The following is an 18,821-nucleotide window of genomic DNA, read 5'->3' as shown; positions in this document are numbered from 1 at the left end:
TTATGAAGTTTGAAAAATTAGGTCAGTCGGGTCGTGCCCGTCGTGGTCGTTTAACGCTTGAACATGGCGTAGTAGAGACACCCGTCTTTATGCCAGTTGGTACTTATGGCACGGTTAAAGGCATGTTGCCACGTGATGTTGAAGGTATTAAAGCACAGATTATCCTCGGTAATACTTTCCACTTATACCTGCGTCCGGGCCTTGAAGTCATCAAGCAGCATGGTGGCCTGCACGGTTTCATGAAATGGGATAAACCGATTCTGACTGACTCAGGCGGCTTCCAAGTCTTCAGTCTGGGTGCAATGCGCAAGATTGAAGAAAAAGGCGTGACCTTCCGCTCCCCGATCGATGGTTCAAAAGTTTTCCTTTCACCTGAAATTTCAATGGAAATTCAGCATACGTTGAACTCCGATATCGTGATGATTTTTGATGAATGTACGCCTTATCCTGCAACCCATGAAGAAGCGCAGAAATCTTTGCAGCTGTCTTTACGTTGGGCTGAGCGCTGCAAGAAACATCATCATGATGAACTCAACAATAAAAATGCCCTGTTCGGGATTATTCAGGGCGGGATGTATGAAGACCTGCGCGATGAATCCTTAAAAGGCCTGCTTGAGATTGACTTCGACGGCTATGCGATTGGCGGTCTGTCTGTCGGTGAACCGAAAGAAGAAATGATCAAGGTACTGGATTATCTTCCGAACAAAATGCCGGAAAATAAACCGCGTTACCTGATGGGTGTCGGCAAACCGGAAGATATTGTTGAAGGTATCCGCCGTGGTGTAGACATGTTCGACTGCGTCATGCCAACCCGAAATGCACGTAATGGTCATTATTTCGTGACCGATGGTCTAGTGCGTATCCGTAATAGCCAATACCGTCATGATCAAAGCCCACTTGATCCACATTGCGATTGTTATACCTGTCAGAACTTTACCCGTGCTTATCTGTTCCATTTAGAGAAATGTGGAGAAATGCTGGGTTCTATGCTCGGCACCATCCATAACCTGCGTTATTACCAGCGTTTTACCGAAGATATCCGCAATGCGCTGGATAACGGAACTTTTGATGAATTTGTTCAGGACTTTTACGCTCGTCGTGGCCTGGAAGTTCCACCTTGTCCACAAGATTAATCTTTCAGCATTTGCGCTGAGGAAAAAGACAGGGTAAATTGCAAGAATATGTCAATTTATTATCAAGTTGATCACCAGTTTTTTATTTTAGGAAAATGAAATGAGCCTATTTATTTCGACTGCTCACGCTGCAGGTGAAGCTGCACAACAACCAAGCTTGATGGCTAACCTTTTGATGATTGCGGTTTTTGTTGCAATCTTCTATTTCTTGATCTGGCGCCCTCAATCAAAACGTGCCAAAGAGCACCGTGCTCTGGTTGACAGCCTTGGCGTAGGCAGCGAAGTCGTTTTTGCAGGCGGCTTAATGGGCAAAATCACTAAAATTGAAGGTGATTTCGCAGTCGTTGAGTTGAGCCGCGGTGTAGAAGTCAAAGTTCAACGCGCGAGTGTGATCTCAGTTCTGCCTGAAGGCACTTTAAATAACATTTAATCAAAATTAGTCGTGCTCCCCGCACGACTTTTTCATTTTAAGAAGAAAACGAATGCGTTACCCAGCATGGAAATATGTGCTGATCCTGGTTGTCCTGGTGGTCAGTACTTTATATGCCCTGCCAAGTTTGTATCCAGATGAACCTGCTGTACAGATTTCGGGTGCCAAAGCCGGTACTCAGATTGACGCAGGCATCGTACAAAAAGCAGAGCAGATTTTAACAACTGAAAATATTGCAACTCACGACAATAGCTTTAGTAATAACGCTGCTTTATTACGTGTAAATTCAAGTGAAGCACAGCTGAAAGCCAAAGAAGCTTTACGCCGTGGTTTAGGTGATGAATACGTCGTAGCACTTAACCTTGCTCCAACCACTCCAGAATGGCTACAGAAAATTGGTGCCAAACCAATGAAACTGGGTCTGGACTTACGTGGTGGTGTTCACTTCCTGCTCGAAGTGGATATGGACAAGGCGATTGCACAGCGCATGGACACCTCAGCAACTGACCTGCGTCGTCAGCTGCGTGATAACAACCTGAAATTCAATAGCCTGAATTTAAGCAATAACACCATTGTTGTGCAGTTTGCCAATAATGATGATCGTGCTGCTGTCATGGATTTCTTGCGCCGTAATGGCAATGAATTCAACCAGCAGGCAGTGGCGACTGAAACCGGTTCGACTTTACGCCTCAACTATACCGATACGCGTAAGCAGGAAATCGAATCTTATGCGGTGAACCAGAACTTAACTACTTTACGTAACCGTATTAACGAGTTAGGTGTGGCTGAAGCGCTGGTACAAACCCAAGGTAGCAACCGTATTGTGGTTGAACTTCCGGGTGTACAGGATACCGCAGAAGCAAAACGTGTCTTGGGTCGTACGGCGAACCTGGAATTCCGTCTGGTGTCTGATCTGAATGATCAATACATCGATCCTTATACTGGCCAATTAAGTGGTACAGCTCCAGCAGGAACTCAGGCATTTGCTTATGAATCCCTGGACAGTGGTCGTCAGTTATTGCTGAACCGTAACCGTATTTTGACCGGTGAACGTGTACAAAATGCATCTTCTGGCTTTAGTCAGGATACTGGTGGTGCTGAAGTTAATATTACTTTGGACAGCGCTGGCGGTAAATTGATGGCAGATGCCACACGTAATGCCGTAGGCAAACGTATGGCGGTACTGTTCATTGAGAACAAGCAAAAGATCAGCTACGTAGAAGACCCGGCAACAGGTGCACAAACTGAAGTGCGTACACCATATACCGAATCTGTGGTGATTAACGCTGCTACCATTCAGGCAGTATTGGGTTCTCAATTCCGTATTACCGGTCTGGACTCACCTCAGGAAGCTTCTGAGCTTGCCTTGATGCTACGTGCCGGTGCGCTGGCTGCGCCAATGTATTTCGTTGAAGAACGTGTGATTGGTCCAAGTCTGGGTCAGGAAAATATTGATAAAGGCGTACTCTCTACTCAAATCGGCTTCATTTTAGTGGCAATCTGGATGGTCGTATTCTTCCGTCTGTTTGGTGTGATTGCCAACTTCGCACTGGTTGTTAACCTGGCGATGATTCTGACAGTGATGTCATGGATTGGCGCTTCCCTCACCCTGCCGGGTATCGCGGGTATCGTGATTACCATCGGTATGGCGGTCGATGCCAACGTACTGATCTGTGAGCGGATACGGGAAGAAATGAAATGGGGCGCCTCGCCGAAACAGGCAATTGTGGCCGGTTATGATCGAGCCTATAACACCATTTTCGACTCGAACTTAACTACCTTCCTGGTCGCGTTCATTCTGTTCGCAATTGGTACTGGTCCAATCAAAGGCTTTGCTGTAACCCTGATGATTGGTATTGTCTGCTCGATGTTTACGGCGATTACCGTAACCCGTGCGATCGTACAGATCATCTATGGCAAAAAACGTAACTTGAAAAAGTTGAGCATTTAGGAGATCGATGATGACTGAAAATACTCAACTGAATCAGAAACAGTACGGTCGCCCTGAAGACGAACGTATCATTCCGTTTATGAAGATTGCATTGCCTGCGGCAGTGTTCTCTATCATCCTGACGGTTGCCAGCATCTTCTTTATTGCGACCAAAGGCTTGAACCTCGGTCTGGACTTTACTGGTGGTGTCTCAGCAGAGCTGAACTATACCAATCCGGTAAAACCTGATGATGTAACTCAGGCACTCAGCAAAGCTGGCTTTGATGATGCTGTCGTGCAGACTCTGGGCTCGGAACGTGACCTGATGGTACGTATGCCGGTTCAGGAAGATATTGAAGCAGAAGACCTTACCAAAGCCGTTACTGCAGCAGTTCAGCTGCCAGGCAATGCGGCTCAGGTACCTAAGGTCGATGTAGTCGGTGGACAGGTCGGTAATGAGCTGTATGTGCGTTCTGCGGGTGCAGTTGCTCTTGCCCTCTTGCTGATGCTGGTCTATGTCACTATCCGCTTTGAGTTCAAACTGGCGATGGGTGCGGTACTGTCATTGTTCCACGATATCGTGGTGACGATTGGTATTTTTGCCATGATGCAATGGCCATTTGACCTTACGGTTCTGGCTGCACTACTGGCGATCATCGGTTTCTCACTTAACGATAATATCGTGGTCTCTGACCGTATCCGTGAGAACTTCCGTAAGATCCGGGGTGCCGAACCTGTTGAAATTATCAATATTGCCTTGACTGAAACCTTACGCCGTACCATTCATACTTCTATGACTTTATTACTGGTTGTAGTGGCCATGATGATCATGGGCGGTGCTGGTCTGAAATGGTTCTCGATTGCGATGTTTGTGGGTGTCTTTGTCGGTACCTATTCTTCGATCTATATCGGTACAGCCTTTGCCCTGTGGCGCGGTCTGAATCGCCAGGACTTTATTGTTCAGGTGAAACCAGAATTTGAAGACGAAAATCAGCTTCCATAAGCTGCCCGTTTTCGATTTCACTATTCAGCCCATCTTATGATGGGCTGAATTTTTTCTGGTCTAAGAAAATTGAATGCTAAGGCACTATGGCAATCACAGGATGGATTCTAGCTACATCAGATTTCTGGAAACTAACCTTGCGGCTTTCATCCAGACTTTGGATCTGATAGCTGTCCTGGTTTTCCGACATCAGCTCCACAATGAGTTGCAGTCCATTAATTAAATAAAGACACACCAAGTCAGATGACTGTAATACGGCTTGCGCATCACAGACCAACCACCAGCCTGCTTTTATACTCGGGAAATAATAACGTCCTGTCACCTGAATGGCATAATACTGAGGTTCTGATTTAAACCACGGTAAAAGCCCTTCTACCGAATCTATGGCTTTCAGTTTAAAGGCTTGCTGCTCAACAACCTGCATCTGGAACAAAGTTATTTTTACAGGACTAGATGCCACTTCAATAACAGGTGCTTGAGCACGATCCAATATTAAACTTTCTAAACCAAGTTGCTGCTCCAGCTCGCGTGCGGCCTTTTCTCCAATCTGGCGCTTACTGTTCAATAGCTGGGTAATATAAGCTGCAGACAGACCAAAGTTCTCGCAAATCTCTTTGCCATTTTTAAACTGCTGGCTATCAATCAACTGATCAATCACTTTGGCCAGATTATTTCGTCTCAGTTCAAATATTTCTGTGGCACTCATGTTTATTATTTGCTCTTTTCCCTCTTCAGCACACCTTATAACAAAAAAGCCCGCAATTGAATTGCGGGCTTTTCTAATCATGCCTAAATAGAATCAGTTGCCTTGTACCAGACGGCGCGCACTGATAATTCCCGGCTGCTGTTCAAGACGGGCCAGCAATTTGGAAAGTTGAGCCAGGCCTTTAACTTCGATCAACAGTTTCATATTGGCAATACCATCCGCTTCTGAAATGGTATTTACCTGACGGATATTGATTTGATCTGAGAAAATCACCTGAGTCAGGTCTTTGAGCAAACCACGACGGTCATAGGCTTCCACCACGATCTGCACGCTCTGACCGCGAGTCGGTTGCATCTCCCAGTCGGCTTCTACCGCACGTTCCGGTTCCTGCGAGATCATGCGTACATAATCCGGACAAGCCACCTTATGGATGCTTACACCGCGATTCAGCGTAATATAACCCGCAATCGATTCACCATGCACCGGCTGACAGCACTGGGCTACATGCAGTTCGACGTTATCCAGACCATCAATCAGAATACCATGTGCAGACAAAGTATGGCTGGCACGCGGATTCAAGGCTGGTTTCAGCACCAGTTCAGGCTCATCCTGATCCAGATGCATATGACGGTTCACCTGATTGATCAGGGCATGCAGGCTGATATCACCATTCACCAGACCAATCAGAATGTCTTCACCACTTTTCACATTGAAATGGTTGCAATAATCACCCAAGTCGATTGATTTCGGGTGAATTGCTAGACGTGCCAATTCTTTATTCAGAATTTCACGACCCACTTCCAGGTTCTTACTGCGATCCTGCTGACGGAACCAGTGACGTAACTTGTCACGGGCACGTGCAGTCTTGATATAACCCAGTGAATTAACCAACCAGTCCCGATTTGGTTCGCGGTCTTTCTTGGTCAGAATCTCAACCTGTTCCCCGGTTTTCAAGGCATAGGTTAAAGGCACATAGCGCTGGTTGACCCGGGCCGCATAGCATTTGTTACCGACTTCCGTATGTACATGATAGGCAAAGTCGAGTACGGTTGACCCTCGTGGTAACTCTTTAATATCACCATCACGGCTGAACACATAGATTTTTTCAAAGCCTTCAAAATCTTGAATATGCTCAAAATTTTCAACTTCCTCTTCTTCATCCTTATGTGCACTGGCTTCATTGCGTTCCTGATAATGCTCAATCACTGCACGCAGGGAGTGCAGACGATGATTAAAGGAAGTATCGGTATTTTTCGAACCTTCCTTATAGTTGAAGTGTGAGCATACGCCAAGTTCAGCCTCTTCATGCATCGTATAAGTACGAATCTGCACTTCAAGTGACTTGTTTTCCGCAATCACAGCTGTGTGTAAAGAGCGATAACCATTGGCCTTCGGATTGGTAATATAGTCATCAAACTGATGCGGAATATGTCGCCACAATTGATGTACGATCCCGAGCGTGTGATAACACTCAGGCACACTTTTCACCAATACACGCAGCGCACGGATGTCATACAGCTGGTCGAAGCTCAGGCTTTTGCTTTTCATTTTCCGATAGATCGAATAAATGTGCTTCACCCGGCCGTTAATTTCAGCTTCAATGCCGTGTTCTGCCAGCTCTTCACGCAATTTATCAATCACGAACTGAATATATTGTTCACGTTCCAGACGCTTTTCATTCAGCAAAGAGGCAATTTCTTTATAGCGTTCTGGCGCCAGATAGCGGAAGGCCAGATCTTCGAGTTCCCATTTCAACTGGGCAATCCCGAGACGATGCGCTAGAGGAGAATAAATGGTGAGAATTTCTCGTGCGACCCGTTCTTGCCGTTCACGTGAAGAATTGGCCAGTTCGCGCAGTGCATAGGTACGTTCTGCCAGCTTGATTAACACGACGCGGACATCTTCTGTCACTGAAATCAGCATCTTGTAAATGCCAGACAGATGTTCACGCTGGTTATTATTAAAGTGATCTTCCAGGCGTTTATTTTTTTCAATCAGCTCAGACAGCTTACCCATGGACAGCGTGCCTTTGACCAGACTGTAGACCTGTTCACCGAATTTTTCCTGCACTTCTGCCAGTGGCATGACGCCTTCACGTACTGCGCGGTAAAGCATGGCAGCGGACAAGGTATCTTCATCGACATAGAGATGCGCGAGAATATCCGCCATTTCAATACCGGTATAGAAGGTATTAGAGCGATGCTGAACCGTACTTTGTAGCTCTTTTTCTAAGGTTAAACGGGCAACTTCTTCGAGCTGCTTCAGGGGAGCCCCGTCTAATATGCCACGAACCCGATCTAACCATTCAGTCAGATCCTGCTGTGCTTGTTCGGCATGTTCTACAGTCGCCTCCTGTGACAACTCATTGAGCCGCCCAGGCAGTTGCTCACGTACTGTGACCATACCCTTCTCCTACTTTTAGATACATCATCTCTTTGATCGTTTATTTAATTTTCTTTTTCGAACAAGGCAATCGACTCGACATGTCCGGTATGCGTAAACATATCCATCACACCGGCTTTGGTTAGCTGATAACCCTGTTGTACCAGTAGCCCTGCATCTCTTGCAAGCGTAGCAGGATTACATGACACATAAACGATTCTTTTGGCACCAAACTGAGGAATATAATGCATGACTTCTTCTGCTCCAGCACGTGGCGGGTCGATTAATAATGCATCAAATCCTTGATTTGCCCAAGACTGGTGCGAAAAATCTCTGGTTAAATCTTGTGAATAGAACGAAACTTGTGCAATACCATTATTGTTAGCATTTTCCGCACCGCGTTGCACCATTTCCTCACTTCCCTCAACCGCAACCACCTGACCAGACGCACCAACACAGCGCGCCAGTGGCAAAGAAAAGTTTCCTAATCCACAAAACAGATCCAGAACGCGTTCGCCCTGCTGTAATTGAAGCAAATCACATGCCAAGCGCACCATTTGCGGATTGATCGTTGAATTGACCTGAGTGAAGTCCAATGGATTAAAACCGAATTCCACATCAAAGTCATCAAGACCATAGTGTAAGCGTGCTGCCTGTTCAGGCTCATCAATCCGCTTCAAATAATCTTGGCCTGCAGGTTGCAAATAAAGCTGCCAACCTTTCTCTAACGTAAATTGGCGCAATCGGTTGACATCTGTTACCGATAATTCTGCGGTTTCACGAATGAGCAACGCAATGTCATGATCACCCATAGCCAATTCTATATGACCAATATCTGCCTGACCATCGAGACTTTGGAGCAATTGTTTAAGACGTGTAACCGCTCCAAACTCGCGATCCAGAATCATACAACGGTCAATCGAAGTCAGCTTATTGGACTGGTTCTCACGAAAACCAACCACCAACTTTTCTTTTTGAGGCAGATAACGCACCCCAATCCGGGCTTTACGACGGTAATCTTCACGTTGTGAACGTAACGGTGGCAGCCATTCTACAGGCTGAATCCCGGCAAAATGCTGCAAATGTGATTTCAGAACATTCTGCTTAAGTTCAATTTGGGCATCTGGATGGATATGCTGCATATTGCAGCCGCCGCATACGCCAAAATGTGGACACACAGGTTTGACCCTGATCTCGGAAGCCTCACTGAGCAACTCAAGGCTATCCGCCTCTTCCAGTTTTTTGACTTCACGGGTAATGCGGGCACGTACGGTTTCACCCGGCAAGGCATAGCGGATAAAGACTTTCTTGCCATGCTTTTCAAGTGGATGATCCGGATGTGAACCATAGTGAGCGATGCCACGTCCTTCATGTGAGAGTGATTCAACCTGAAAAATATACTCGGATTGCGGCGCTGGACGTGGTTGTACTCGACGTTTCATGAAAACCTAGGATGTGGAGATGGGAAAATCAAAACGGGTAAATTCAGTTCTTTGTGAGGTTTCACGCCAGACTGATAAAAAATCTGCATGTTGCGGCTGGGTATGCAGGTATTGAATCGTACTCTGCACCAGATGCTGATAATCAGGCAACATCAACTGGCCTTTTAGCAACAGCCAGCGAATATAGACCAACCAGGTATTGAGCACATCACCTTCGCAATAGCTGGTGAGTGCGTTCCATTGCTGGTTACGTACATATTCAGGTACATGATAGCCACCATCACCACGCTTGCCTGGATAACCCAGTAAATGAGCAACATCATCCAGTTTCTGAAAATGACGGGCATGAAACATGGCCATAACATCCATCAAATCAACATGACGCTGATGGTAACGATTCTGGTAGTTATTATAACGCTTTTGCGTATCGATTTCGCCCTGATCGAACAGACTTGGGGCAGATAAACCATGATACATGGCCCGATAAAGAATAACCGGCAGGTCAAATTGTGAGCCATTCCAACTGACTAGCGTCGGATGACGCTTGTCAAAAATAGATAAGAATTTTTTTAAAATCTCTGCTTCACTGTACTGTTCACGGCTGAAAGAAAACAGGCGCATGCCCTGTTCATCCATCCATAAACCGGAAATACAGACAATTTCATGCAAAGGCAGACGCTGAAAGTCCGAGCCTGATTCCTGACGGCGTAATTTGGTCAAGGCCTGATCCAGATCCGCCTCAGGCAAATCCAGACCAAACAGATGCGCGCCTGATTTAAGATCGGTTTGAGTTTCAATATCGAAAGTTAAAACAGGCAGGCGCATAAAAGATTTCTCAAAAATTATTCAGGGTCTTGTACAGAGAACAAGCCTGTAGACAGGTAACGGTCACCACGGTCACAGATAATACATACAATCACTGCATCCGGATTTTCTTCTGCAAGCTTGATGGATGCCCAAACTGCACCGCCAGAAGAAGTACCGGCACTGATGCCTTCTTTTTGCGCCAGTTTACGCATGGTACGTTCCGCTTCAATCTGTGGAATATCAATAATACGGTCGATACGGCTACGATCGAAAATCGTTGGCAAATATTCTTCTGGCCAGCGACGGATACCGGCAATACTAGAACCATCAGATGGCTGTAGGCCCACAATCTGAATATCCGGATTCATTTCTTTCAGATATTTAGACACGCCCATGATCGTACCGGTCGTACCCATTGAGCTGACAAAGTGTGTAATTTTGCCACCTGTTTGCTGCCAGATTTCAGGACCTGTGGTCAGGTAATGCGCTTCGACATTGTCCGGGTTACCAAATTGGTTTAACACCAGACCTTTACCTTCAGCCTGCATTTGCAAGGCCAGATCACGTGCACCTTCCATGCCCTGCTCTTTGGTCACTTCAATCAGTTCAGCACCATAAGCACGCATTGCGTCCTTACGTTCCTGACTCATGTTATTCGGCATAATCAGCTGCATCTTGTAACCACGCATGGCCGCAACCATCGCCAATGCAATCCCTGTATTTCCGCTGGTCGCCTCAATCAAGGTATCACCCGGTTTGATCTGTCCGCGCTTTTCCGCCTGCATGATCATGTTATATGCTGGACGGTCCTTGACCGAGCCTGCCGGATTATTTCCTTCGAGTTTTGCGAGTACTGTGGCTTGAGTGTGACTAGCCAGACGCTGCAAACGCACCAGTGGCGTTTTGCCTACATAATGGTCCAGTAAAAATTCGTCTGCTTGAAAATCAGGGGTGGTATTACTCATTATTTGCACCTATATCGAGGTGCGGCTATTGTATGAAAAAATGCATTTCCCTGCACCCATTTATAGCAGTGCTTTTGCATAAAACTGTATAGATCACGATCAGCACGGCCAATTCGCCCTGTTTTAGCTTGATAAAACTCCTCAATCGTGACAGTGACTTAGCTCACTTCTCCCCCTGAAAAGATTTGCTTAAACACACATAATGACTGTTCAGCGCAATGGTTCTTATTTTCTGCGTTAATCTGGAGCTTTAGAAAAATAATACTGAAATTTTAACAGTAGATTTAAAGCATGCTAATATGCAAAGCATAAGGAAAATACTGCTTGAATCATGTCAAATATCAACAAAAAGCTGTTTAAACGCCTACACTTAAATCATGCTTATGGACAGCTGATTGCACTGATTTTTGTACCCATTACTATTCTGGCCTGTGTTGGTGCTGCTCTGGTCATCTCGGAAACTTCCAATGCCGCACGTGCCCAGCAAAAGCAGATGGCCATTGCGATTCTGACCCGTTTTCAGGCCACTTCTGAATATGCGCTGGACATTTTGAGCCTTTATCCATGGCAATATGAACAAGCTCATGACGCCATGCAAAATATGCTGAATGAAAAGCATCTGGTTCGTGCGGCTATTCTGGATGAAAATGGTAAAAGTAAACTCGGTATTGGGTTTCAGGAACAGGCGCCTTGGCCGGACTTTAAAAAAGACGGCAATTTTGTTGGCCCGATCTTAGATAAAAACAATCATATTTATGCAGTCAAAGTAAATGAAAATGGCATGAATGCAGGCTGGCTGGCGATCGAACTGGACAATCAGCCCTTAGAAATTGCCCGCTACCGGGTCCTGATCGTTTTGATTGCGACCGGCTTATTGACCTTATTGCTCTTGTTGTTATGTCTGAATTTCTATTCTCGTCGCTGGATTGCACCGATGTATGAGATTCGCATGCAGCTACAACGCCTGAATGCCGACACCCTAGATCAGCATATGGTGATTAACAGTACCGGTGAACTGCGTCTTTTGCAGCGTGATATTGCCAATGTGGTGAAACGTCTGCATTTCAGTTTTCTGGAATTGCGCGAGCATACCGAACAGACTGAAGATGATTTGCGCCGTACTCTAGATACTTTAGAAGTTCAAAATATTACTTATCGTCAGGCACGTGATCAGGCGATTTCGGCCAACCAGGCCAAGTCGGTGTTTCTGGCCAATATTTCCCATGAATTACGCACACCCTTAAATAGTATTGATGGTTTTATTCACCTGCTGCTGCGTCAAGGCAATCTTAGCAATGAGCAAAGCCTGTATTTACAGACCATCCGCAAATCTTCTGCGCATCTGCTGGCCCTAATCAATGATGTACTGGATTTCTCCAAGATCGATGCCGGCAAACTGGAACTGGAAACCGCACCTTTTGATCTGGAAGAAGCCATTTTCGATGTGATGGACATGCTCTCACCACTGGCTGCACAGAAGCATATCGATATGGCGTTCTACTTTGCAGACAATGTGCCAAAACATGTGATTGGTGATGTACTACGCTTCAAGCAGATTCTGACCAACCTGATTTCCAATGCGATCAAGTTTACTCCAGATGGCGAAATCATTGTTCGGGCACGCATGGAGCATGATGATATCAGACAATGTCTGCTGCATTTTAGTGTTCAGGACAGCGGCATTGGCCTGAGCGGAACTGACCGCAAGAAACTGTTTGAATCGTTCTCGCAAGGCGATACCTCGGTCACCCGCCAATTCGGTGGTACAGGTCTAGGACTGGCCATTTCTAAACAGCTGGTTCACCTGATGCATGGTCAAATCGGCTTTGAAGATAACCAGGAACGTGCACCAACAGAAAAAGGCTCAACCTTCTGGTTTACTGCCCAATTCCCGGTGGATGAAGATATTGTTCATGAACATCCGGACTTCAGTGATCTGACCGTTGTGTCTTATCTTGCCCATCCGGCAACAGCGAATGTCTTAAGACATTATCTGGAAAATTATCGCGTTAAACATATTGAATCGACTTCCATTCTGGATCTGTTCAGTCGTCTGAACCATTTACAGAATATTGAGAATACCTGGCTAATTGTTGACCATAGTGGCGATAGCCAGGCTCTACTGACAGAGATTCGCTCTCGCTATCAGGGACATCTGGCTGTGTATGGTTATCAAATGCAGCTGGATCCGAGCATGCTGAATGATCATCGTGCCCGTGCCCTGCATCAGCCACTGAGTCGTAGTGCTCTGATTCAGCTACTTGGTAATCAACCTGTCTTCGATCAGGAACAGCATGAAGACTTTAATGGTCAGGGACTGCATATTCTGGCTGTTGATGACCATCTGCCGAACCTGATTGTTCTGGAAGCTTTACTGGCCGAACTGAATGTCACCACGACCAAAGCCATTAGCGGACAGGAAGCGATTGATATCATCCAGAGCCGTTATGAACAGGGTCTGCCGTCCTTTGACCTGGTGTTTATGGATATCCAGATGCCAGTGATGTCCGGTATCGATACCACGCGTGCAATCCGTTCACTGGAATCAACTTTTGAAAATCATCAGCGTCTGCCGATTATTGCCCTGACGGCACATGCCCTTTCCGATGAGAAGCAAAAACTGTTGCAAAATGGTATGGATGATTATGTCACCAAGCCTATTCAGATTGATCAGATCGTGCAGATCCTGACGCACTGGACGACTGAGAGTTTTAAAAAGATTCCGGTGCTGGAACGTGCCAATGTCATTGATGCGCTGGATCCGAATATTCTGGACTGGCAGCAAAGCCTGCAACTGGCGGCCAATAAAGAAGATCTGGCCGTCGATCTGCTCAGCATGCTGGTCGACAGTTTTGAAAAAGAGCTGGATGAAATTGAGCAATTAATTGAGCTGGAAGATTTTCCGCAGCTGGAACATGTTTTGCACCGTCTCTATGGGGCTACTCGTTATGTCGGCACACCGACTCTGCAAAAAGTTACCGGAAGTTTTGAGCAGTTTGTCTCGACCTTGCGTAAGGAACGCCGTAAGGCCGATGACAGTTTTGTTCAGGAAGTACTGAAATATCTGGATGAACTGAAAGCAGTGATTGAGCAGGTAGAACAGGCAGCTCAGCAAATTTTAAACAAGCATAGTGGTTAAATCATTGTTGTTTTAATCACTCATATCTGTATGACTGCGCTGTCATGCAAGCACAGATTGCTCATGCTATGCTCGCTTACAGAAAAATTAAGGATGAATACCATGTCACTTGTGCGCTTTGAAAAAAATAATGGAATTGCCACGGTTACTCTCAGCCGTCCAGACAAACGTAATGCTATGAGCTTTGCCCTGCTGCGTGAACTGGTGCAGATTGCGAACCGGATTAAAAAAGACAAGTCAGTGCGGTGTGTCATTTTAACCGGTGAAGCGCAGGTCTTTAGTGCCGGCATTGACTTGGCCGATTTAAATAATCCTAAAAATCGGGCCTATGCGGCTTGGGAACTGATCCGTCCTGGACAGAGCTTATTCCAGAAAGCTTTTCTGGTCTGGCAGGAACTGCCTGTCCCCGTCATTGCAGCCATTGAAGGTTTCTGCTTTGGTGCAGGTATGCAACTTGCGCTGGCTGCGGATATCCGGATCGCTCACCCTGCGACCAAAATGTCAATTATGGAAACTCGTTGGGGCCTAGTACCAGACATGGGATTAACGCGTTCACTCAAAGGTCTGATCGGGATTGATCTGGCCAAAGAGCTGACCTTAACCGCACGTATTTTTGAAGGTGCCTATGCCAAAGAAATTGGCCTGATCACCCATGTTGATGAACAGCCATTAGCAAAAGCACAAGCTTTGGCTGAAGAAATGTTACAACGCTCTCCAGATGCCTTGATGGCCTCTAAATTTGTGCTGGATGCGATGGAGCACAAACCCAACAAGTCATTGCGTATGGAAAAAATCTGGCAGCTTAAACTGTTACTCGGTAAAAACAGTCAACTGGCACGCAAGAAGGATAAAAATCCGGACGTGCAGTTTGTGCCACGTCAATATCGATAATTATGGCTGAAGCAAAATCAAAAGATGAGAGATAAAATGCAATTCGATCATGATAGCAAAATTGCCTTTTTAGGTATGGGACTCATGGGCAGTCGTATGGCAACCCGCTTGCTAAAAGCAGGTTTTCAAGTTGCAGTCTGGAACCGTACGGCCAGTGCCTGCGATCCTTTGCTTGCTCTTGGAGCCACTCCGCTATCTCTAGATCAAATTGCAAATTATCCGGTTATTCTGACTTGTCTGGCAGATGATGCCGCAGTGCAATCGGTCTTTGAGCAGATTCAGCCCTATCTGGTGGCTGGACAGGTTATTGTCGATTTTTCCAGTCTTTCCGTACATCAAACCAAAACTCTAGCTGAACAGGCCCGAGCTAAACAAGCGATCTGGATTGACTCTCCTGTGTCTGGCGGTACAGCCGGTGCAGAACAAGGCACGCTAGTCATCTTCGCTGGTGGTGATACAGAAACTATTACCGCACTTGATCCAATCTATAAGGTGCTTTCACAACGTGTTACTCGTATGGGGGATACGGGAACCGGTCAGGCGACTAAAATCTGTAATCAGCTGATTGTGGCAGCGAATAGCACCTTGATTGCTGAAGCAGTAGCTTTGGCTGATCGTGCCGGTGTAGATACTGCCCTGCTTGCACCCGCATTAGCCGGTGGTTTTGCTGACTCCAAGCCTTTTCAGATTCTGGCCCCACGTATGGCCAGCCAGACGTTTGAACCCGTGCAATGGAAAGTGCAGACACTGTCAAAAGACCTGAACAATGCGGTGCAACTGGCTGCTACTTTATCTTTGGATATCCCTGTGGCAAGCCAGGCCCTGTCTCAGCTCAAAGCCCATCAGCAAGACGGATTTGCTGAGGCCGATCTGGCTACTGTAATCAAGCACGTAGACCATTAAATATTTCATTTCAATATTCTGCCTTGAGCAAGGAAAAGTCCATGACCAAACTCGCCGTTAACCTCTCCATGATTTTTACGGAAGTACCTTTGTTAGAACGTTTTGCCTTGGCTCATGCGCACGGTTTTAAACATGTGGAAATCCAGTTTCCCTATGAACTGAGCATTGAGCAGATTCAGCAGCAGCTTCAGTTGCATGATCTGGACATCTGCCTGATTAATGTGCCTGCCGGTGATCTGATGCAAGGTGGACACGGTCTGGCCGGTATTCCTGGACAGGAAATCGAGTTTCGTCATGCTGTAGAGCAGGCCATTCAATATGCGACTGCTCTGAATGTGCCAAGTGTCAATATTCTGGCCGGCAAACAGCCACTGGATTGTGACCTGCTTCCTTGCCTGAACACCTTGGCGAGTAATCTGAAAATTGCCTGCTCCATGCTCTCTGATTATCAGATTCAGCCGGTCTTTGAAATGATCAACGGTCAGGACATGCCACGTTTCCTGATTCAGAATGTGGCCCAAGCTCAGGAGATGCTGGAAGCTGTCAATCATCCTGCCTTGAAAATGCAATATGACTGTTATCATATGGCCATGATGGGTGAAGATGTACTTGAAGCCTTAAAAGAAAATATTGCAGAGATTGGTCATATCCAGTTTGCAGACTGCCCGGGGCGTCATCAACCCAATACCGCTTCCATTCCATATTATGAGATTTTTCAATGGTTAGAGAATAGCCAATACAATGGTTATGTCGCAGCCGAATATAAACCTCTGGGGACTTCGGAAGAATCCTTTGGCTGGAAAGAACAGTTCTTCCCGGAGTATGACTAAAGCGGCGGAATGTGCATTTGAAATTTTGGGCTAAAACCGCTATATTAGATCATGCATAATTGTTAGGAAATTATACTCCCTATGAATTTAGAACCATCGCCCAGCGCTTCTAATTCTCACGATCACACTATGAATTCTCATGCACAAGCAGTAAACGCATGCTTGAAAGTTGTACATGCAGCCCTCGAAGATGTAAAGGCTAAAGAAGTTGTTCAGCTTGATGTTGCTAGCATCAGTAACGTGGCAGATGCCATGGTGATTGCAAGCGGTACATCAACCCGTCATATCAAATCACTTGCAGATAATGTTGCTGAAGAAGCACGTAAAGCAGGTTTCCGTCCGCTTGGTATCGAAGGCGAACGTGATGCAGAATGGATCCTGATTGATCTAGGTTTTGTTGTAGTGCACTGCATGCTGCCTACAGCGCGTAAATTCTATGACCTAGAAAGCCTATGGCGCAATCCTGCAGATTCTGTAGCATAAATATCGAATATTCAAAAAAAGCGACCTATGTAGGTCGCTTTTTTTATATCCTTTGATTTAAATCAAAAAGGAAATTCATGGATCAGCAACTTTAATAAATTCACTTTTCGATTAGATTTAATCATTCAGCCTATTTTTTTAAACGTTTTGTTGCAATTTTATCCAGACCAATTTTCTAAAAATAAAACACCGTAGCTAATTTTATTTTGTAATTCTTCCCGATTCATCTTTTAATCTTTTATATAGGAGGGAAAATTTCTCTCTTATTTAAATAGAAAAATCCTCCTTTTAAAAGGAGGATTTAAGATGATCCAGCGAATGGAAAGTCTTAGTGACCTGTACCATTAATCGCTTTAGTCATATCTTCCACAACTTTCTTCGCATCACCGAAAATCATCATGGTCTTGTCGTTATAGAACAAGTCATTGTCCAGACCTGCATAACCGGTCGCCATAGAACGCTTGATGACCATGATGGTACGCGCCTTGTGAGCTTCCAGAATTGGCATGCCGTAGATCGGTGAGTTCGGATCGTCTTTTGCAGCCGGGTTTACAACGTCGTTTGCACCAATAACCAGTACTACGTCAGTTGCCGGGAAGTCCGAGTTGATCTCATCCATTTCCAGAATGTCTTCATAAGGAACATCAGCTTCTGCAAGCAATACATTCATATGACCTGGCATACGTCCAGCAACCGGGTGAATCGCAAAACGTACAGTCACGCCCTGCTCTTTCAGCAAGTTTGCCAGTTCTTTGACTGCGTTTTGTGCACGGCCTTGCGCCATACCATAACCCGGTACAATGACAACGCTGTCTGCATTTGACATCAGGAAGCCAGCATCATCTGCAGAACCTGAACGGTAGTTACGTTGCACTTGTGCACCCGCAGCAGCTGTCGGCGCAGCTGCACCACCCATCGCACCACCAAACAATACATTGATGATTGAACGGTTCATCGCTTTACACATGATGTAAGACAGAATCGCACCTGAAGAACCAACCAGCGAACCCGCAACGATCAGCATGTTGTTTTCCAGTGTGAAACCAATCCCCGCTGCTGCCCAGCCTGAGAATGAGTTCAACAGCGAAACCACAACCGGCATATCACCGCCGCCAACTGGCGCAATCCATACCCAGCCAAATGCCAGCGCAAGACCAGTCATTGCCCAGAAAGATGTCATGCTACCTGTCAGGAAGAAGTGAATCCCTGCTGCCAGCATTGCAATAAAGATCAGAGCCTGAACCGGTTTTACCCAGCCACCTGAAATGGTTTTTGCCCATTTCTTTGCAGCCAGCTTACCGTATGCAAATACAGAAGCAGTAAAGGTAATCGCACCCACAAAACAGCCCACAAACAGTTCAAACAGGTGAACCTTGCTCATTTCATGGAAAGTCACACCATTTGCAGTTAACAGGTCCGGGCCCAATTCAACCAGCTTGTTGTTATGGATAATTGCCGCAACTGCAATCAGTACCGCAGCCAGACCCACCAGTGAGTGCATGAGTGCTACTGTTTCTGGCATCTGGGTCATTGGTACAGTACGTGCACGCGCAATACCCACTACTGCACCCGCCGCCATTGCTGCAAGAATCATCCAGACTACTGGATTTTCAGCGACAAAGAATGTGGTGACTACAGCAATCGCCATGGCAATCATACCGTAGCGGTTACCTGCAATTGCAGTTTTAGGACCAGACAAACCACGTAGCGTTAAGATAAAAAGAACGGCGCCAATCAGGTAGAACCAATCCGCATACTCTCGAATAAATTCCATGGT

At 46.0% G+C, this 18,821-nt stretch carries 15 protein-coding genes; 9 read left to right on the top strand and 6 right to left on the bottom strand.

Annotated features, from left to right (window positions below):
• Positions 1 to 2: 2 nt before the first annotated feature.
• The 4 genes from tgt (at position 3) to secF (ending at position 4,496) form a co-directional block, all read left to right on the top strand.
• A complete protein-coding gene (tgt, locus tag FTU46_RS11590) occupies positions 3 to 1,133 on the top strand; it encodes a tRNA guanosine(34) transglycosylase Tgt (RefSeq protein ID WP_004783611.1) in 1,131 nt (376 codons plus the stop codon).
• 100 nt (positions 1,134 to 1,233) lie between these two features.
• On the top strand, positions 1,234 to 1,563 hold the full coding sequence (gene yajC, locus FTU46_RS11585; RefSeq protein WP_004783613.1) for a preprotein translocase subunit YajC: 330 nt from the start codon (positions 1,234 to 1,236) through the stop codon (positions 1,561 to 1,563).
• A gap of 52 nt (positions 1,564 to 1,615) precedes the next feature.
• Positions 1,616 to 3,514: a protein translocase subunit SecD gene (secD, locus tag FTU46_RS11580; protein ID WP_159123076.1), complete on the top strand. Its 1,899-nt coding sequence runs from the start codon at positions 1,616 to 1,618 to the stop codon at positions 3,512 to 3,514.
• Between the two features lie 7 nt (positions 3,515 to 3,521).
• Positions 3,522 to 4,496: a protein translocase subunit SecF gene (gene secF / locus FTU46_RS11575; RefSeq protein WP_171064806.1), complete on the top strand. Its 975-nt coding sequence runs from the start codon at positions 3,522 to 3,524 to the stop codon at positions 4,494 to 4,496.
• Positions 4,497 to 4,572: 76 nt separating this feature from the next.
• Here secF and FTU46_RS11570 read toward each other — a convergent pair whose 3' ends face one another.
• The 5 genes from FTU46_RS11570 to cysM all read right to left on the bottom strand — a co-directional run bounded on the left by FTU46_RS11570 (position 4,573) and on the right by cysM (position 10,798).
• Positions 4,573 to 5,202 (bottom strand): hypothetical protein, encoded by a 630-nt coding sequence (locus FTU46_RS11570; protein ID WP_180105031.1) that lies wholly within the window; start codon positions 5,200 to 5,202, stop codon positions 4,573 to 4,575.
• A 93-nt stretch (positions 5,203 to 5,295) separates the two neighbouring features.
• Complete coding sequence (locus FTU46_RS11565) at positions 5,296 to 7,605, bottom strand: bifunctional (p)ppGpp synthetase/guanosine-3',5'-bis(diphosphate) 3'-pyrophosphohydrolase (RefSeq protein ID WP_159123078.1); 2,310 nt, start codon at positions 7,603 to 7,605, stop codon at positions 5,296 to 5,298.
• A 44-nt stretch (positions 7,606 to 7,649) separates the two neighbouring features.
• Positions 7,650 to 9,026 carry a 23S rRNA (uracil(1939)-C(5))-methyltransferase RlmD gene (gene rlmD, locus FTU46_RS11560; RefSeq protein ID WP_180105030.1) on the bottom strand — a complete coding sequence of 459 codons (1,377 nt, stop codon included), beginning with the start codon at positions 9,024 to 9,026 and terminating at the stop codon, positions 7,650 to 7,652.
• Positions 9,027 to 9,032: 6 nt separating this feature from the next.
• Positions 9,033 to 9,851 (bottom strand): 3'-5' exonuclease, encoded by an 819-nt coding sequence (locus FTU46_RS11555; RefSeq protein ID WP_034170844.1) that lies wholly within the window; start codon positions 9,849 to 9,851, stop codon positions 9,033 to 9,035.
• A gap of 17 nt (positions 9,852 to 9,868) precedes the next feature.
• Entirely contained in the window at positions 9,869 to 10,798 is a 930-nt protein-coding gene (cysM, locus tag FTU46_RS11550; protein WP_034702431.1) for a cysteine synthase CysM, read from the bottom strand.
• Positions 10,799 to 11,129: 331 nt separating this feature from the next.
• Between cysM and FTU46_RS11545 the strand changes: the two genes are divergently transcribed.
• From FTU46_RS11545 to rsfS, 5 genes are all read left to right on the top strand, one after another.
• Positions 11,130 to 13,937: an ATP-binding protein gene (locus FTU46_RS11545; protein ID WP_180105029.1), complete on the top strand. Its 2,808-nt coding sequence runs from the start codon at positions 11,130 to 11,132 to the stop codon at positions 13,935 to 13,937.
• A 102-nt stretch (positions 13,938 to 14,039) separates the two neighbouring features.
• Positions 14,040 to 14,828 (top strand): crotonase/enoyl-CoA hydratase family protein, encoded by a 789-nt coding sequence (locus FTU46_RS11540; protein WP_005233879.1) that lies wholly within the window; start codon positions 14,040 to 14,042, stop codon positions 14,826 to 14,828.
• Positions 14,829 to 14,864: 36 nt separating this feature from the next.
• On the top strand, positions 14,865 to 15,731 hold the full coding sequence (locus FTU46_RS11535; RefSeq protein WP_180105028.1) for an NAD(P)-dependent oxidoreductase: 867 nt from the start codon (positions 14,865 to 14,867) through the stop codon (positions 15,729 to 15,731).
• Positions 15,732 to 15,772: 41 nt separating this feature from the next.
• Positions 15,773 to 16,561 carry a hydroxypyruvate isomerase family protein gene (locus FTU46_RS11530; protein ID WP_159123083.1) on the top strand — a complete coding sequence of 263 codons (789 nt, stop codon included), beginning with the start codon at positions 15,773 to 15,775 and terminating at the stop codon, positions 16,559 to 16,561.
• A gap of 81 nt (positions 16,562 to 16,642) precedes the next feature.
• On the top strand, positions 16,643 to 17,044 hold the full coding sequence (gene rsfS / locus FTU46_RS11525) for a ribosome silencing factor (RefSeq protein WP_004783634.1): 402 nt from the start codon (positions 16,643 to 16,645) through the stop codon (positions 17,042 to 17,044).
• 328 nt (positions 17,045 to 17,372) lie between these two features.
• Here the strand turns inward: rsfS and FTU46_RS11520 are convergent, their stop codons facing one another.
• A complete protein-coding gene (locus FTU46_RS11520; protein ID WP_180105027.1) occupies positions 17,373 to 18,818 on the bottom strand; it encodes an NAD(P)(+) transhydrogenase (Re/Si-specific) subunit beta in 1,446 nt (481 codons plus the stop codon).
• Positions 18,819 to 18,821: the final 3 nt, after the last annotated feature.

Source organism: Acinetobacter sp. YH12108, from assembly GCF_013419055.1.
Classification (GTDB): domain Bacteria; phylum Pseudomonadota; class Gammaproteobacteria; order Pseudomonadales; family Moraxellaceae; genus Acinetobacter.
The sequence above is the reverse complement of the archived record's forward strand: the minus strand, read 5'-3'. Positions and strand labels throughout refer to the sequence as shown.

Bases quoted from the DNA above. Each gene is read 5' to 3' on its own strand.
- FTU46_RS11565 (WP_159123078.1), bottom strand. From the start codon at position 7,605: ATGGTCACAGTACGTGAGCAACTGCCTGGGCGGCTCAATGAGTTGTCA.
- FTU46_RS11520 (WP_180105027.1), bottom strand. From the start codon at position 18,818: ATGGAATTTATTCGAGAGTATGCGGATTGGTTCTACCTGATTGGCGCC.
- FTU46_RS11570 (WP_180105031.1), bottom strand. From the start codon at position 5,202: ATGAGTGCCACAGAAATATTTGAACTGAGACGAAATAATCTGGCCAAA.
- rlmD (WP_180105030.1), bottom strand. From the start codon at position 9,026: ATGAAACGTCGAGTACAACCACGTCCAGCGCCGCAATCCGAGTATATT.
- FTU46_RS11545 (WP_180105029.1), top strand. From the start codon at position 11,130: ATGTCAAATATCAACAAAAAGCTGTTTAAACGCCTACACTTAAATCAT.
- secF (WP_171064806.1), top strand. From the start codon at position 3,522: ATGATGACTGAAAATACTCAACTGAATCAGAAACAGTACGGTCGCCCT.
- yajC (WP_004783613.1), top strand. From the start codon at position 1,234: ATGAGCCTATTTATTTCGACTGCTCACGCTGCAGGTGAAGCTGCACAA.
- FTU46_RS11540 (WP_005233879.1), top strand. From the start codon at position 14,040: ATGTCACTTGTGCGCTTTGAAAAAAATAATGGAATTGCCACGGTTACT.
- cysM (WP_034702431.1), bottom strand. From the start codon at position 10,798: ATGAGTAATACCACCCCTGATTTTCAAGCAGACGAATTTTTACTGGAC.
- tgt (WP_004783611.1), top strand. From the start codon at position 3: ATGAAGTTTGAAAAATTAGGTCAGTCGGGTCGTGCCCGTCGTGGTCGT.
- FTU46_RS11530 (WP_159123083.1), top strand. From the start codon at position 15,773: ATGACCAAACTCGCCGTTAACCTCTCCATGATTTTTACGGAAGTACCT.
- FTU46_RS11555 (WP_034170844.1), bottom strand. From the start codon at position 9,851: ATGCGCCTGCCTGTTTTAACTTTCGATATTGAAACTCAAACCGATCTT.
- rsfS (WP_004783634.1), top strand. From the start codon at position 16,643: ATGAATTTAGAACCATCGCCCAGCGCTTCTAATTCTCACGATCACACT.
- secD (WP_159123076.1), top strand. From the start codon at position 1,616: ATGCGTTACCCAGCATGGAAATATGTGCTGATCCTGGTTGTCCTGGTG.
- FTU46_RS11535 (WP_180105028.1), top strand. From the start codon at position 14,865: ATGCAATTCGATCATGATAGCAAAATTGCCTTTTTAGGTATGGGACTC.